The sequence below is a fragment of the Streptomyces durocortorensis genome, assembly GCF_016901035.1.
GTDB classification, from domain to species: Bacteria; Actinomycetota; Actinomycetes; order Streptomycetales; family Streptomycetaceae; genus Streptomyces; species Streptomyces durocortorensis.
The window spans coordinates 1-14,278 of sequence record NZ_JAFEUF010000063.1; the positions used below are offsets into that span (position 1 = coordinate 1).

15 protein-coding genes are annotated in these 14,278 nt (G+C 73.4%); 6 read left to right on the forward strand and 9 right to left on the reverse strand.

Annotated elements, in window-relative coordinates; translation table 11 throughout:
- Together JS521_RS14805 and JS521_RS14810 are read right to left on the reverse strand one after the other, a co-directional pair.
- Nucleotides 1-608, reverse strand: a 608-nt coding sequence (locus JS521_RS14805) for a nucleoside/nucleotide kinase family protein (RefSeq protein WP_307847883.1), incomplete at its 3' end; no start/stop codon positions are given.
- Nucleotides 609-618: 10 nt separating this feature from the next.
- Nucleotides 619-1,230 (reverse strand): helix-turn-helix domain-containing protein, encoded by a 612-nt coding sequence (locus JS521_RS14810; RefSeq protein WP_205083446.1) that lies wholly within the window; start codon nt 1,228-1,230, stop codon nt 619-621.
- A gap of 124 nt (nt 1,231-1,354) precedes the next feature.
- Between JS521_RS14810 and JS521_RS14815 the strand changes: the two genes are divergently transcribed.
- On the forward strand, nt 1,355-2,023 hold the full coding sequence (locus tag JS521_RS14815) for an SAM-dependent methyltransferase (protein WP_205083447.1): 669 nt from the start codon (nt 1,355-1,357) through the stop codon (nt 2,021-2,023).
- Between the two features lies 1 nt (nt 2,024).
- Here the strand turns inward: JS521_RS14815 and JS521_RS37210 are convergent, their stop codons facing one another.
- Entirely contained in the window at nt 2,025-2,576 is a 552-nt protein-coding gene (locus JS521_RS37210) for a VOC family protein (protein ID WP_205083448.1), read from the reverse strand.
- Nucleotides 2,577-2,712: 136 nt separating this feature from the next.
- Nucleotides 2,713-3,816, reverse strand: a complete 1,104-nt coding sequence (locus JS521_RS14825) for a citrate synthase 2 (RefSeq protein WP_205083449.1) — start codon at nt 3,814-3,816, stop codon at nt 2,713-2,715.
- A gap of 259 nt (nt 3,817-4,075) precedes the next feature.
- On the opposite strand from JS521_RS14825, the gene pdxH reads away from it, so the two are divergent.
- Complete coding sequence (gene pdxH / locus JS521_RS14830) at nt 4,076-4,714, forward strand: pyridoxamine 5'-phosphate oxidase (RefSeq protein ID WP_205083471.1); 639 nt, start codon at nt 4,076-4,078, stop codon at nt 4,712-4,714.
- A 415-nt stretch (nt 4,715-5,129) separates the two neighbouring features.
- The gene (locus tag JS521_RS14835) at nt 5,130-6,560 is read left to right on the forward strand and encodes a PAS domain-containing protein (RefSeq protein WP_205083450.1); all 1,431 of its coding nucleotides are present in this window, start codon (nt 5,130-5,132) and stop codon (nt 6,558-6,560) included.
- 31 nt (nt 6,561-6,591) lie between these two features.
- Here JS521_RS14835 and JS521_RS14840 read toward each other — a convergent pair whose 3' ends face one another.
- From JS521_RS14840 to JS521_RS14855, 4 genes are read right to left on the reverse strand one after another with little or no spacing between them, the layout of a single operon-like run.
- Entirely contained in the window at nt 6,592-7,809 is a 1,218-nt protein-coding gene (locus JS521_RS14840) for an ABC transporter permease (RefSeq protein WP_205083451.1), read from the reverse strand.
- A complete protein-coding gene (locus tag JS521_RS14845) occupies nt 7,806-8,558 on the reverse strand; it encodes an ABC transporter ATP-binding protein (RefSeq protein ID WP_205083452.1) in 753 nt (250 codons plus the stop codon). The genes JS521_RS14840 and JS521_RS14845 overlap by 4 nt, the downstream gene beginning before the upstream one ends.
- Nucleotides 8,555-9,619, reverse strand: coding sequence for an efflux RND transporter periplasmic adaptor subunit (locus JS521_RS14850; protein WP_205083453.1), 1,065 nt, complete (start codon nt 9,617-9,619; stop codon nt 8,555-8,557). Before JS521_RS14850 ends, JS521_RS14845 begins: the two co-directional genes overlap by 4 nt.
- Entirely contained in the window at nt 9,616-10,143 is a 528-nt protein-coding gene (locus JS521_RS14855) for a hypothetical protein (RefSeq protein ID WP_205083454.1), read from the reverse strand. Before JS521_RS14855 ends, JS521_RS14850 begins: the two co-directional genes overlap by 4 nt.
- 126 nt (nt 10,144-10,269) lie before the next feature.
- On the opposite strand from JS521_RS14855, the gene JS521_RS14860 reads away from it, so the two are divergent.
- Nucleotides 10,270-10,974 carry a response regulator transcription factor gene (locus JS521_RS14860; protein ID WP_205083455.1) on the forward strand — a complete coding sequence of 235 codons (705 nt, stop codon included), beginning with the start codon at nt 10,270-10,272 and terminating at the stop codon, nt 10,972-10,974.
- Nucleotides 10,971-12,164 (forward strand): sensor histidine kinase, encoded by a 1,194-nt coding sequence (locus tag JS521_RS14865; RefSeq protein WP_205083456.1) that lies wholly within the window; start codon nt 10,971-10,973, stop codon nt 12,162-12,164. Before JS521_RS14860 ends, JS521_RS14865 begins: the two co-directional genes overlap by 4 nt.
- A gap of 22 nt (nt 12,165-12,186) precedes the next feature.
- On the opposite strand, the gene JS521_RS14870 is transcribed toward JS521_RS14865, so the two are convergent.
- Nucleotides 12,187-12,942, reverse strand: a complete 756-nt coding sequence (locus JS521_RS14870) for an SIS domain-containing protein (RefSeq protein ID WP_205083457.1) — start codon at nt 12,940-12,942, stop codon at nt 12,187-12,189.
- 244 nt (nt 12,943-13,186) lie between these two features.
- On the opposite strand from JS521_RS14870, the gene JS521_RS14875 reads away from it, so the two are divergent.
- On the forward strand, nt 13,187-13,879 hold the full coding sequence (locus tag JS521_RS14875; protein ID WP_006126698.1) for an iron-dependent transcriptional repressor DtxR: 693 nt from the start codon (nt 13,187-13,189) through the stop codon (nt 13,877-13,879).
- Nucleotides 13,880-14,278: the final 399 nt, after the last annotated feature.

Here is a 14,278-nt window from a genome sequence, read left to right on the forward strand (position 1 = left end):
GCCACCAGGTACCGGTTTCGGTGGATCGCCTCCGCGTCCGAGCCCGCCCAGTCCTGGTCGCGTTCCGCGCCGCGGCGTACGGAGAGTTCGGCGTCCACGTCCATCCAGATCCGGAAGTCCCAGTACGCGTCGATCTCCGGCCGGAACGCGAAGACACCGTCCACGATCAGCACCGAGTTCGGGGCGAGCGGGGTCGTCTCGGCCGCGTGGCTCTCCTGCGTCAGCGGGTCGATCGAGCACAGGGCGCACGACTCCGCCTCCGGCGAGCGGGCGGGGTCCAGGAGGAGGCGCTTGGCCGAGGCGTAGTCGTACGCGTTGAGGTAGTAGCCCTCGCCCGACTCCCGGTCGTACAGGTGCCGGTCCTTCCACGGGTTCTTGAAGTCGTCCAGCGTGGCCCGGAGCACCGGGCGGCCCGACTCGGCCATGTGAGCGGCCAGTTCGTGCCCAAAACTCGTCTTCCCCGCTGCCGTGAAGCCGTCGATGCCGACCAGCAGCCGGCCCGGGCCCCGGCCCCGTATGCGGTCCGCGACCGCCTCCGTCAGGGCGCTGCGCCCGGCCGAAGCCGGTGCGGGGCACGGCTGTTGCCAGGTCGAGGGGGAATGGCGCACGGATACTGCCTCAGGGTGTCCCATCCGCCGATCCTCGCAAAGGCTCCTGGCGGGCCCTCAGGTGGGCTCGTTCGCCCTGGTGGCCGAAGAGGACGAGCAGTTCCACCGTCCGGTCGTCGTCGGGGCCGAGCCAGTGCGGGACATGCGTGTCGAACTCGGCCGCCTCGCCCGGCTTCAGGACCAGCGTCCGTTCGCCCAGGATCAGGCGGAGCCGTCCGGCCAGGACGTACAGCCACTCGAAGCCCTCGTGGGTCCGCAGGGTCGGCTCCGTGCTCGCCGGGCTCGGGCGGATCAGCAGTTTGTGGGCCTGGACCCCGCCCGGGCGGCTCAGCGGTACGTACGTGAGGCCGTCCCTCGTGACCGGGCGGAGGTGGATCCGGGGGTCGCCCGTGCGCGGTGCTCCGACCAGTTCGTCCAGCGGAACCTGGTGGACCTCCGCCAGCGGCAGCAGCAGCTCCAGCGTCGGCTTCCGCGTGCCGCCCTCCAGGCGGGACAGCGTGCTCTCGTTGATCCCCGTCCGCTCCGCCAGCTCGGCCAGCGTCATGCCGTGCCTGCGCCGCAGTTCGCGCAGGCGGGGGCCGACCGCCGCCAGGACGTCGTCCTTGCTTCCCGTGTCTCCCATGGGAGCCAGGTTGCCGAAACGGCATGGAAGCTTGCAAGGGCGGCAGGCCGCAGCGCACCTTCCTCAGCAGGAGGCGCACCTTCCTCATCAGGAAGCGCAGCAGGCAGACGAAAGGGAATCAGGCATGAGCAGCGACACCACCAAGGCCACCGACTCCGCCGCGTTCTGGGAGAAGCACTACGCAGGCGTCGACCCGCAGTGGGGCACCCGGCCCAACGCCGTCCTCGCCGAGGTCGTCACCGCCCTGGCCCCCGGGCCGGGTGGCGGTGACGGCGGTCGCGCGCTCGATCTCGGCTGCGGGCACGGCGGTGACGCCCTGTGGCTCGCCTCGCTCGGCTGGGACGTCACCGCCGTCGACGTCTCGGCGACCGCCCTGGAGCGCGTCGCCGCCGGGGCCGCCTCGGCCGGGCTGACCGACCGCGTCCACCCGAGCCGGCACGACCTCGCCCGGTCCTTCCCCGAGGGGTCCTTCGAGCTCGTCACCGCCAGCTACTTCCACACCCCTGTGGAGATCCCCCGGGAGCAGGTCCTCCGGCGCGCCGCCGAGGCCGTCGCCCCCGGCGGGCTCCTGGTACTGGTCGAGCACGCCTCGCTCGCGCCCTGGTCCTGGCGGGACGGCCACGAGGACGTGACGTTCCCCGGCCCCGACGACGTACGCGCGTCCCTGGAACTCGGCGACGGATGGCACACCGAGCGGTGCCACGCGCCCGAGCGCACCGCCACCGGGCCCGGCGGGGAGACGGCGACCGTCACCGACAACGTCATCGCCGTCCGCCGCGTCCGCCGCGGCTGAGCTACGGCTGCGCTTCCGGCTCCGGCTGCCTGGTCGGGCCTGCCGGGCCCGACGGGCCCGACGGGTCCGGGGCCACCGCGTCCTGGACCGTCAGCCGGTCCTGCTCGGCGATCTCCCGGGTCTGCTCCGCCACCCACTCGGGGCTGATCGCCGGAGGTTCGCCCGGGGCCTCTTCGTTCACGAACAGGCAGAACGGGTGGCCCACCGGGTCGAACAGCACCCGTACGTCGTGCTGCGGCTGGAACTCCGCGGGCCTCGCGCCCTCCGCGACCGCGTGGGCCACGGCCGTCTCCAGGTCGGCCACCTCGAAGTCCAGGTGCAGCATCATCAGCTGGTCGCCGGGGGAGGCGGGCCAGGCCGGGGGCACGTACGCCTTCTCCGTCTGGAAGCCCAGGCCCGAGCCGCCGCCGGGTGGCAGCAGCTTCACCCAGCCGGGCTCCTCCTGGGCGGTCTCCCACCCCAGGAGCCGGCGGTAGAAGTCTGCCAACTCCGCCGCGTCCGGAGCGTCGAGAACCGTGCTGGACAGGGTCAGGGACGGGCGGGGCGTGGTCATGGTCTGCCTCCTCGTGCCGGGAGCGCGCCGGCATGCGCCGGAAACGTGCCGGTACGTTTACCCCGCACCGGCACGTTCACCGCCCCCGGATACGCACCGGCACGTTCACCGCCCTGGGAACATCCCCGGCCCCGGCTCAGCCCGCGACGATGTCCTCGTACCCGCTGATCTCGCGCGGGTTCCGCGTCCCCGGACCCACGTACGTCGCCGACGGGCGCACCAGCCGGCCCGTGCGCTTCTGCTCCAGGATGTGCGCCGACCAGCCCGCCGTCCGGGCACACGTGAACATCGACGTGAACATGTGCGCCGGGACCTCCGCGAAGTCCAGCACGATCGCCGCCCAGAACTCCACGTTCGTCGCCAGCACCCGGTCCGGGCGGCGGTTGTGCAGCTCCTCCAGGGCCGCCTTCTCCAGCGCCTCCGCCACCTCGAAGCGCGGGGCCGCCAGCTCGCGGGCCGTGCGGCGCAGGACGCGGGCGCGCGGGTCCTCGGCGCGGTAGACGCGGTGGCCGAAGCCCATCAGGCGTTCGCCCCGGTCCAGCGCCTGCTTCACGTACGCGGACGCGTCGCCCGTACGCTCGATCTCCTCGATCATGCCGAGGACCCGGGACGGTGCGCCGCCGTGCAGCGGGCCCGACATCGCGCCCACCGCGCCGGACAGGGCCGCCGCTACGTCCGCGCCGGTCGAGGCGATGACCCGGGCGGTGAACGTGGACGCGTTCATGCCGTGCTCCGCCGCCGACGTCCAGTACGCGTCGACCGCCTTCACGTGCTTCGGGTCCGGCTCGCCGCGCCAGCGGATCATGAAGCGCTCGACCACCGAGTGCGCCTTGTCGATCTCGCTCTGCGGCACCATCGGCAGCCCCTGGCCGCGCGCCGACTGGGCGACGTACGACAGGGCCATCACCGCGGCCCGCGCCAGGTCGTCCCGGGCGGTCGCCTCGTCGATGTCCAGCAGCGGCTTCAGGCCCCAGACGGGGGCGAGCATCGCCAGCGCCGACTGCACGTCGACCCGGATGTCACCCGAGTGCACCGGGATCGGGAACGGCTCGGCGGGCGGCAGACCGGGGTTGAACGCCCCGTCCACCAGCAGGCCCCACACATTGCCGAAGGAGACGTGACCGACCAGATCCTCGATGTCGACCCCGCGATAGCGGAGCGAACCGCCTTCCTTGTCCGGTTCGGCGATCTCCGTTTCGAACGCGACGACTCCCTCAAGACCGGGTACGAAGTCGGACATCAGGCGGCTCCCTCAGTTCGGCGGGCGGTGCGCGGCGCGCTGGGCTGTGCGGAAGCCACAGCGGCCTGCTCCAAGATATTGGCGGGTTCCTCCGATGCGGGGAAGCGTGACATCCGGCACAGGGGCCCCTTTCGGCGGGGCGTGGTTACGGCCCCTCCCCGCCGGGCACACTCGCCCACTGCGGCAGGATGGGCCCGTGCCCACACCAGAAGGTTCCTCGGGACCTCTCCCCGACGATTCCCCCACCGATCCGGCAGCCATGCGCGAGCAGTACCGCTCGGAGGATTTCGTCGAGCGCGACCTCGCCGCCGATCCGATGGAGCAGTTCGCCCGCTGGTTCCGGCAGGTCGCCGTCGGCGGGGTGCTGCACGAGCCCAACGCGATGGTCGTCTCCACCGCCACCCCGGACGGCCGCCCGTCCGCGCGCACGGTGCTGCTCAAGAGCTACGACGACCGCGGCTTCGTCTTCTTCACCAACTACGACTCCCGCAAGGGCCGCGAGCTGACCGCGAACCCCTGCGTCTCGCTCCTCTTCCCCTGGCACCCGATGGCCCGCCAGGTCATCGTCACCGGCACCGCCGCCCGCACCTCCCGCGAGGAGACCGTGGGCTACTTCCGCACCCGCCCGCACGGCTCCCAGCTCGGTGCGTGGGCCAGCGCCCAGTCCACCGTCGTCGGCTCCCGCGAGGAGCTGCTCGCCCGGTACGAGGAGCTGGCTGCCCGCTACCCCGAGGGCGAGAAGGTCCCGGCCCCGCCGCACTGGGGCGGCTTCCGGGTGGTGCCCGAGACGATCGAGTTCTGGCAGGGGCACGAGAACCGGCTGCACGACCGGCTGCGGTACGTCAGGGAGGGCGGTGAGCCGGGCGGCCGGTGGCGGGTCGAGCGGCTCTGCCCGTAGGACCCGTCGCCCGGACCCGGACAGGGGCCCGTACAACGCAGAAACCCGCAGGCTCTGGTTCCTCCGTGCACAGAGGAGCCGGCCGGACTTACCGGCGAGCCTGCGGGTCGGTGACTGCTGGGGATTGGCCGGCGACCGGCCTGCACTGCAGAAAGAGTGCGACGACGGGCGTCAGCCCGCAGCCACCTCACGAGTCCGAAGAGAAATCACTTCCGGAACACCTCCTTTCCTGTGTGCTCCACAGCCTACGAGCGCCCCCGATCGCGGTTCAACCGATTTATTCGCCGGACCGGGTCAGAAGATTTGGGCGAAGTGGATGTGTGCTGGGTCACGTTCGAGTTGAATGGTCTGACGTGCAGCAATACACGCGGCGACGCGTGGGGAAACGGCCGACACGTTCTGCGGGGGGTGCGGAATGGGTGCTTCCAGGAGCAGCGGGACCACCGACGAGCTCGGACCGGACGAGGATTCCGGCGGCGGGCCACCGGGGCTCTCCGCCGACCCCGGGGTCCGGGCCGACGAGGCCTCGATCCCCGGTGCGCCCGACGGGTCCGAGCTGCTGGCGGCGCTGCTCGACGGCATGGACGCCGCGCTCTGCGCGTTCGACGCGGCCGGCACGGTCACCCACTGGAACCGCGAGGCCGAACGCGTCCTCGGCTGGTCGGCGGACGAGGCCGTGGGCCGCAGCGGCTTCGCCGGCTGGGCGGTGCGCCGGGCCGACGCGGACGAGGTGCAGGCGCGGCTGATGTCGGCCATGGACGCGCCGGGGCGGCAGGTGCACGAGTTCGCGCTGCTGCGCAAGGACGGCGGCCGGGTGCTGGTGCGGACCCAGTCCGCCGGGGTGCGCGGCGCGGACGGGCAGCCGGCCGGGGTCTACTGCGCGTTCAGCGAGGTGCACGCCCAGATCGACCTGGAGCGGGCGATCGCGCTGAGCGAGGCCCTGCTGGAGGACGCGTCCTGGGGTGTCGTCCTCGTCGACGTCGACCTGCGGCCCACGGTCGTCAACGCGTACGCCTCCCGGGCGCTCGGCGGGGGCCGCACGGCCCTCCTCGGCCGCCCGCTCGGCGAGCTGGTCGTCCAGGGCGTCGAGGAGCTGGAGGCGGCCCTGCACCATGTGCTCGCCGAAGGAGCCCCGAGCGCCCCGGCCGAGCTGTGGGTGACGCTGCGGACGGCCGAGGGCGAGCGGCGGCGGTGCTGGCGCAGCGGATTCCTGCGGCTGGCCTCGCCGCTGACGGAGGAGCCGGTTCCGCTCGGGGTGGGGTGGCTGTTCCAGGACGTCACCGCCGCCAAGCTCGCCGAGCAGGAGGCCGACCGGCTGCGGTTCCGGACGAGCCAGTTGCACCGGGCCGCCCGTACGGCCTCCGAGTGCGAGGACCCGATGGAGGCGGCGACCTCCCTGCTGGACTTCGCGCTCGCCGGGTTCGCCGACCACGTCCTGGTCGACCTGGTGGCGGGCGAGCGCCTGGTGCGTACGGCCGCCACACCGTTCGACGCCCCGGGCCCCTGCCTCCCGGTCTCCGCCGGGGCCGTCCCGGCCCGTTACGGCCCCGGCCACCCGGCCCTCCAGTCGGTCGAGCGCACCGGCACCGTCCGGACGAGCGCCGCCGCCGGTGACGCCGACCCGGCCGGCTGGGCCGTGGAGCGCCGCTGGCCCCGGGACGCGGCGCACGCGCTGTGCGCGGTGCTCCGGAGCCGGGGCCGGACGCTGGGCGTGCTGACGTTCCTCCGCGCCGCGAACCGGGCCGCGTTCGAACGTACCGACACGGCGTACGCGGAAACGGTCGCGGCCCGGGTCGCGGGGGCGGTCGACCTGGCCCAGGTGACGGGGGCGGGGAACAGCCTTTAGGCGGTGTCCGGCGGGCTTCCCCCGGCCCCTCTCACGCCGCGTGCAGCGCCAGTGTCGGGGAGAGGCGGGACGCCCGCACCGCCGGGTACAGGCCCGCCACCGTGCCGATCACCAGCGTCGCGCCGAAGCCGCCGCCGACCGCCCACAGCGGGACCACCCACGGCAGCCCGCCGGAGTGCGCGTACACCCCCGTCGCCGCCGCGCCCAGCGCCACCCCCGCCAGGCCGCCGAGGCCCGACAGCATCAGCGACTCCGTGACGAACTGGATCCGGATCTGGCCCCGGGTCGCGCCCAGCGAGCGGCGCAGGCCGATCTCGTACCGCCGCTCGAGCACCGAGATGATCATGGTGTTGGCGACCCCGACGCCTCCGACGAGCAGTGCGATGCCGCCCAGGCCCAGCAGCAGGCTGCTGAACGCCCCCTCGGTCGCCGCCTTCGCGCGGAGCGCCGACGACGGGTCGGTGACCTGCACGTTCTGCGGGTTCTGCGGGTCGATCGTCGCCGCCATCACCTTGCGTACGTCCTGGACCGCCGCGTCCGTCGAGCGCTCGTACACCGACGTCGGGTGGCCGTCGAAGTCCAGCAGGCGCTTCGCACCCTCCCAGCCGACCAGGGCGGAGCGCTCGATCTCCGGGGCGAGGGGGAGCGGGTCGAGGACGCCGGTGACGGTGAAGTACCTTTCGCCCAGCCATACTTGCTCGCCCGGCTTCGTCACCCCCAGGCGCTCCGCCGCCACATGGCCGAGCACCACCGAGGGGTAGCGGCCGGTGGCCGCGTTCAGCCAGCTGCCGCTGCCGACCTCGCCGCGCAGGACGCGCAGCAGGTCCGCCGTCGTCGCCTTCACCGCGATTCCGCCGGTGTCGTCCTCGTCGACCTTCTCGTTGCGGCGCACGGTCGCGTCCAGATCCGCCGTCGCCCCCACGTCCCGCACACCGTTGATCCGGCCCACCATCCCGACCGATTCCTCGGGCAGCTTCACCTCCTCCCCGGCGAACATCGACTCACCGGGCGAGGCGACGAGCAGGTTGGTGCCCAACTTGTCCAGCTCGCGCAGGAGTTGCGCCTGACTGGAGGCGGAGATGCCGACCACCGAGATCATCGTGGCGATGCCGATGGCGATGCCCAGGGCCGAGAGCACCACCCGCATCGGGCGGCTGCGCAGGCCGGACGAGCCGACGTGGGCCACGTCCCGGGGGCTCAGCCGGGCCGCCTTCAGCCGGTTCCCCCCACGGACTCGCGTGGCGCTCACAGCTCCGCTCCCGTCGTCACCGCGAGTCCGTGCCCGAGCCCGTGGGTCACGTCCGCGACCACCTGGCCGTCCCGGATCCGCACCTCGCGCGGCAACTGCGCCGCGATCTCCGTGTCATGTGTGATGACCGCGATCGTGGCCCCCTCCCGGTTGAGGTCGCGCAGCAGCCCCATCACCGCCTCCCCGGACGCCGAGTCGAGCGCCCCGGTCGGCTCGTCGGCCAGCAGCAGCGCGGGTTCGCCGACCACCGCACGGGCGATGGCGACCCGCTGCTTCTGGCCGCCGGACAGCTGGTGCGGCTTGTGGTCGAGGCGGTCCGCCAGGCCGACCCGGTCCAGGGCCTCGGCCGCCCGGCGGCGGCGCACCGAGCGGGAGAGGCCGGAGTAGAGCAGGCCCTCCGCCACGTTGTCGCGGGCGCTGACGCCCGGGACCAGGTGGAACGCCTGGAAGACGAAGCCCACGTGCTGGGCGCGCAGCGCGGAGAGCCTGCGGTCGGAGAGCGCCGCCACGTCGTGGCCCGCGATGTGGACGGAGCCGGCGGTGGGGCGGTCCAGGGTGCCGATGATGTGCAGCAGCGTGGACTTGCCGGAGCCCGACGGGCCCACGATGCCGAGGAGTTCGCCCTCCTCGACGGTGAGGTCCACCCCGCGCAGCGCGGCGACCGGGCCCGGGTACTCCTTGGTGACGCCGGAGAGGGCGACGACCGTACGGGGGCGGGGCACCGGGGCCGCGGCGGCGTTGGTGCTCATATCTTGGGCACCCCGACCTTCATGCCCTCGCGCAGACCGCCGCCGGACACCTCGACCCGCCCCTCCGCGAACATGCCCAGCTCGACCTTCACCTCACGGGCCGTACCGCCCTGGACGACCTGGAGGCCGAAGCCGCCGCCGGGCAGGGCCAGCAGCGCGTTCACCGGGACGGTCAGGACGTCCTTGCGGGTCTCGCCCGTCAGGTTCACCGTGACCGGCGACTGGTCGAAGCCGCCGACCTCGTCCGGGTCGTCGAAGGAGACGGTCAGCGTCACCTTGGGGGTGTCGTCCTGCGGGTCGTCGCCGGGCTTCGCGGTCCGGCCCACCGACGAGACCTTCCCGGGCGCGGTCGTGCCGTCCGGCAGCTCCACCTCGACCTTCGTGCCCACCTTGGCCAACTGGCTCTCCGCAACCTCCAGCTGGAAGGTGACGATGCGCTCCGAGCCGGTCGTTTCGAGGACCGGGGCGCCCGGTTGCGCCTGCTCGCCCACGCCCGCCCCGACGCTCTTGATACGGACCTTCCCCGGGGCGAACGCGACGTCCCCCGGCCCGACCTTGCCGGTCTGCTTGGCGTCGTGGGACTTCTGCCAGCGCTTGACGGCCGCCGCCGTCAGGTCGGTGTACTCCTGGTCCGGGGTGAAGCCCGTGTAGCCCAGCTCCGCGAGATTGCGCTCCAGCTGCTCCACGTCCCGGCCCTTGTCGCCCGGCTTCAGCGTCCGGTACATCGGCCCGGAGCCGTACAGCAGGCGGACCGGCCGCCCGTCGATCTCGTACAGCCGCTCGTTCCGCTCCACGGTCGAGCCGGTGCGCGGTGTCCAGGTCACGGTGCCCGCCGCGCCCGCGTTGACCTTGCGCTCCTTGTCGTAGCCGAGCGTCCCGTCGGCCTGGGCGCTGTCGCGCAGGTCCCCGCGCTCGACCGGGGCGGTGGCCGGGGGCAGCCCGGTGTTCTTCGCCGCGCCGGCCTCCTCCTCGCCGCCGAGCTGCGTGAGGGCGACCGAGCCGGCCGTCACCGCGAGCACGGCCACCGCCACCGCCGCCGTCACGGCCCGTCCCCGCTTCATCGGCCGGCGCTTTCGCACGCCTTGTTGGCCTTCTCGAACTTCTTCATGTCCTTCGACTTCAGCGCGGGCGCCGCCTGCATCGCCCCGCCGTCGAACTTCGGGTCGGGCATGTCGAAACCGTTCTGGCGCATGCACCGGGCGTAGGCGACCATCTTGTCCTTCTCCGCCTGCGACAGCTCCTTGGGCCCGCCGCCGGCCGCCTTGTCCTCGCAGGCCTTGAACGCCTTCTCCATCTTCTCCTTGCCCATCGAGCCGCCGTCGATGGTCACGCCCATGCCGTTCTCGCCCGGCTTCGGCTCGGGGATGTCCAGGCCCTGCTCCCGGAGGCACTTACGGTGCTCCAGGGCCTGGTCCTCCTTCGTCTTCTTGCTGTCGGACGCCGATCCGCCGTCCTTCGTGCCGCCGCCGTCGTCGCCCGAGCAGGCGGTGGCCGTCAGCGCGAGGGCGGCGGCCAGCGCACAGGCCGCGGCGAGGGAGCGCCCGCGTGAGCGCGCGGCGGTCCGGCCGGAAAGGGTCTGGTTCATGAGGGCTCCTCGTCGGTTGCCGACAGGTCGGGTACGTCGGCCCGAGCGTGCGCGAGAACGCTGTTTCGTTTCTCTCAGCGCCGATGCTTACACCGGCGAAACATCGCTTTCGGGTACACAGGGCCCATGCGCGTGCTGGTGGTGGAGGACGAGGAATTCCTGGCGGAGATGATCGCCGAGGGGCTGCGCCGTGACGCCGTCGCCGTGGACATCGCGCCCGACGGGCCGGCGGCGCTGGAGCGGCTGCGGTTCGGCGCGTACGACGTGATGATCCTCGACCGCGACCTGCCGGGGCTGCACGGCGACGAGGTGTGCCGCCGCGTGGTCGCCCTGCGCCTGCTGACCCGGATCCTGATGCTGACGGCCGCGGGGACCGTACGGGACCGGGTGGCCGGCCTCGGCCTCGGCGCCGACGACTACCTGACCAAGCCGTTCGCGTACGACGAACTCCTCGCCCGGGTCCTCGCGCTGGGCCGCCGCGCCCGCCCCGCCCTGCCGCCCGTCCTGGAACGGGCCGGACTGCGGCTGGACACCGCCCGCCGCCAGGTCTGCCGCGACGGCCGCTTCCTTTCTCTCTCCCGCAAGGAGTTCGCCGTGCTGGAGACCCTGCTGCGGGCCGAGGGCGCGGTCGTCAGCGGCGAGGACCTGATCGAGGAGGTGTGGGAGCAGGACACCAGCTACCGCACCAACGCGGTCCGCGTCACCCTCTCCAAACTCCGTACGAAACTGGGGGCGCCGCCCGTGATCGAGACCGTGCCCGGGGCCGGATACCGCATCGGGGACGGCGGCAGCCACCAAGCCCCCGACGGCCACGGGAGCGGTACCCCGTGAACAGTGAGCGCACCCGTCTCGCCGCGCTGTACGGCGGGCTGCTGGTCTTGGCCGGCGTCCTGCTCCTGGCCATCGTCTACCTGCTGGTCAGCGAGAACGTGTACGCCGGGATCGTCACGGCCGTCGCCCCGGCCGTCCCCACCGTCCGGCTCGACGCGGGGACGGCCGCCCCCGCCCTTCCCTCCTCGGAGTGGGCGCAGACCGCCGTCATCGAACCCGGGCAGTACGCGGTCGCGCAGAAGGTCAGCACCGCCGCCGGGGACGCGGCCCTCAGCCAGTTGCTGACCGTCTCCGGGGTCTCCCTCGCCGTCTACTCCGCGCTCTCCGTGGCCCTCGCCTGGTGGATGGCGGGCCGGGTGCTGCGGCCGGTCGGCGTCATCACCGCCCGCGCCCGCCGGCTCTCCGGCTCCAACCTGCACGAACGCCTCGCGCTGAAGGCCCCGCCCGGCGAGCTGAAGGAGCTGGCCGACACCTTCGACGGGATGCTCGACCGGATCGAGCAGCTCGTCGCCGCCCGGCAGCGGTTCGCCGCCAACGCCGCCCATGAGCTGCGCACGCCGCTCGCCGTGCAGCGGGCCGCCGCCGAGATCGGGCTCGCCGACGACCCTCCGCCCGAGAAGGTCGCCTGGATCCGGGACAAGCTCATCGACACCGCCGCCAACAGTGAGCAGCTCATCGAAGGGCTGCTGCTCCTCGCGGTCTCCGACGAGGGGTTGCGGCGGCGGGAGCGGGTCGCGCTGGACGAGACGGTCTCCACGGTCACCGAGGCGCTGGCCGCCGAGGCGGAGGAGCGGAACATCACCGTCGAGGTGGCGGCCCGGCCGGTGACGGTCGAGGGCGACGCGGTCCTCCTGGACCACCTCGTGCACAACCTGGTCGCCAACGCGCTGCGCCACAACCACCCCGGTGGGACCGTGAGAGTCCGGGTCGGGCCGGACGGGCTGGAGGTCGCCAACACCGGGCCCGAGGTGGACCCGGCGACCGTGCCGCTGCTGTTCGAACCGTTCCGCCGGGCGCAGGCCCGCCGCCACGCACCCGGCGAGGGCGCGGGCCTCGGGCTCTCCATCGTGGCGTCGGTGGCGCGGGCGCACGGCGGGGACGTCGGCGCGCGGGCCAACCCGGGCGGCGGGCTGACGGCCCGGGTCACCCTGCCCACGCGCCTCCCGGCGGCTCGGGCTCAGCAGCGGTAGCCGGGCCGCCCGACGTACTCGCTCAGTGCCGGTAGAAGATCCGGTCCCGGTACTCCGTCATGACCCGGCCGTTCCACTCGTGGCCGCCGTCGACGTTCCCCGAGCGCAGCATCGGCGGCTCGACGCCCCGGGCCGCCAGCCGCTCGACGGCGGCCGCCAGCATCGCCTGCATGATCGCGCTGGTCACCACGGTCGAGGCGGGGGCGAAGGGGGCCTCGACGCCGGGGGCCGTCAGCTCCGCGTCGCCGATCGCGATCTTGCTGTCCAGGACGATGTCGCAGTGGTCCCGCAGGAAGCCGCCCGAGGCGTGCCGGGAGCGGGTGTTCTCGGCGTACGCGACCGAGGTGACGCCGATGACCTTCAGCCCGAGGGCGCGGGCGTTCTGCGCCATCTCGACCGGCAGGGCGTTGCGCCCGGACAGCGAGACGATCACCAGGAGGTCCCCGGCGGTGGCGGGGCTGGAGTCCAGGACGGCCGAGGCGAGCCCGTCCACCCGCTCCAGCGCCGAGCCGAGCGTGGCGGGCATGACGTCCACGCCGACGACGCCGGGCACGGTGAGCAGGTTCATCAGGGCGAGGCCGCCCGCCCGGTAGACGACGTCCTGGGCGGCCAGCGAGGAGTGGCCCGCGCCGAAGGCGAAGAGCCGGCCGCCCGCCTCCACGGTGTCCGCGACGGCCGCGCCGGCCGCGGCGATGCTGTCCGCCTCCTCGTCCCGCACCCGCGTCAGCAGGCCGATCGCCGCATCGAAGAACTGACCGGCCAGCTTGCTGTCGCTCATCGGGGAGAGCCCTTTCGACGGGGTGTGGGGCGGGTGGTGCGGCAGGCTTCCGGCGGTCCGGGAATGCCTGTGCCGCCGATCACGTTGCGGTCTGGACCAGTGGACTGTCAATACCGCCCGGCGACCCCGCCCGTACGCACTTCCACCGGTCTTCCACCGGGGCGGCACGGTTGTCGGCGCTATGCGTCAGAATTGGTGCAGGGCCATCGCACGACGTTTTCTAGTCAGAGCATGAGGGGCACGTATGTCCGGACTGATCGACACCACGGAGATGTATCTCCGCACCATCCTCGAACTGGAAGAGGAAGGCGTGGTCCCGATGCGCGCCCGCATCGCCGAACGGCTGGACCAGAGCGGTCCGACGGTCAGCCAGACGGTGGCCCGCATGGAGCGCGACGGACTGGTCCAGGTCGCGGGGGACCGCCACCTGGAGCTGACCGAGGAGGGCCGCCGCCTCGCCACCCGCGTCATGCGCAAGCACCGGCTCGCCGAGTGTCTGCTCGTGGACGTGATCGGCCTGGAGTGGGAGCAGGTGCACGCCGAGGCCTGCCGCTGGGAGCACGTGATGAGCGAGGCGGTGGAGCGGCGGGTGCTGGAGCTGCTGCGCCACCCGACGGAGTCGCCGTACGGGAACCCCATCCCGGGCCTGGAGGAGCTGGGCGAGAAGGCCGAGGCCGAGTCGTTCCTGGACGCCTCCATGGTGAGCCTGGCCGAGCTGGACCCGGGTGCCGAGGGCAAGACCGTGGTGGTGCGGCGGATCGGGGAGCCGATCCAGACCGACGCCCAGCTGATGTACACGCTGCGCAGGGCCGGGGTGCAGCCCGGGTCCGTCGTGAGCGTGACCGAGTCGCCCGGCGGGGTGCTGGTCGGCTCCAGCGGGGAGGCGGCCGAGCTGGACACCGAGGTCGCCTCGCACGTGTTCGTCGCCAAGCGCTGACGCGGCGGCCGGCCTCGCGCCGGCCGCGGCAACACAACCGTGATGTGCGCGGGCCGGTTTCCGTCCGGAACGGCAGCGCCCGGGACGCGTCACATGCCAGGCTGAGGCCAGGCAGAGGACCTGAGGGTGTCGGCCGGCTCCGGCCGGCACGGTCGGGGAGGGAGCAGGGAATGCGCCCGTCGTACCGTCACGCGCACCGCACGGTGCCCGGCACACTGCGCCCTGCCCCGGTTCCGGCCGGTGCGGGGCGCCTCGCGCCGCCGCCTGCCATCGTTGTCGAGGCCGTCGTGGGCCGCCCCCGCCCCGGGGGCGGGCCCCCGGCGGGGCCGGGCGGGGGGGGGGGGGGGCCCGGGGGGGGGGGGGGGCCCGCGGGGGGGCACGGGGGGGGCCGCGGGCCCC

Coding starts and splice junctions, on each gene's coding strand:
- JS521_RS14810 (WP_205083446.1), bottom strand. CDS start 1,230: ATGGGAGACACGGGAAGCAAGGACGACGTCCTGGCGGCGGTCGGCCCC.
- JS521_RS14815 (WP_205083447.1), top strand. CDS start 1,355: ATGAGCAGCGACACCACCAAGGCCACCGACTCCGCCGCGTTCTGGGAG.
- JS521_RS37210 (WP_205083448.1), bottom strand. CDS start 2,576: ATGACCACGCCCCGCCCGTCCCTGACCCTGTCCAGCACGGTTCTCGAC.
- JS521_RS14825 (WP_205083449.1), bottom strand. CDS start 3,816: ATGTCCGACTTCGTACCCGGTCTTGAGGGAGTCGTCGCGTTCGAAACG.
- pdxH (WP_205083471.1), top strand. CDS start 4,076: ATGCGCGAGCAGTACCGCTCGGAGGATTTCGTCGAGCGCGACCTCGCC.
- JS521_RS14835 (WP_205083450.1), top strand. CDS start 5,130: ATGGGTGCTTCCAGGAGCAGCGGGACCACCGACGAGCTCGGACCGGAC.
- JS521_RS14845 (WP_205083452.1), bottom strand. CDS start 8,558: ATGAGCACCAACGCCGCCGCGGCCCCGGTGCCCCGCCCCCGTACGGTC.
- JS521_RS14850 (WP_205083453.1), bottom strand. CDS start 9,619: ATGAAGCGGGGACGGGCCGTGACGGCGGCGGTGGCGGTGGCCGTGCTC.
- JS521_RS14855 (WP_205083454.1), bottom strand. CDS start 10,143: ATGAACCAGACCCTTTCCGGCCGGACCGCCGCGCGCTCACGCGGGCGC.
- JS521_RS14860 (WP_205083455.1), top strand. CDS start 10,270: ATGCGCGTGCTGGTGGTGGAGGACGAGGAATTCCTGGCGGAGATGATC.
- JS521_RS14870 (WP_205083457.1), bottom strand. CDS start 12,942: ATGAGCGACAGCAAGCTGGCCGGTCAGTTCTTCGATGCGGCGATCGGC.
- JS521_RS14875 (WP_006126698.1), top strand. CDS start 13,187: ATGTCCGGACTGATCGACACCACGGAGATGTATCTCCGCACCATCCTC.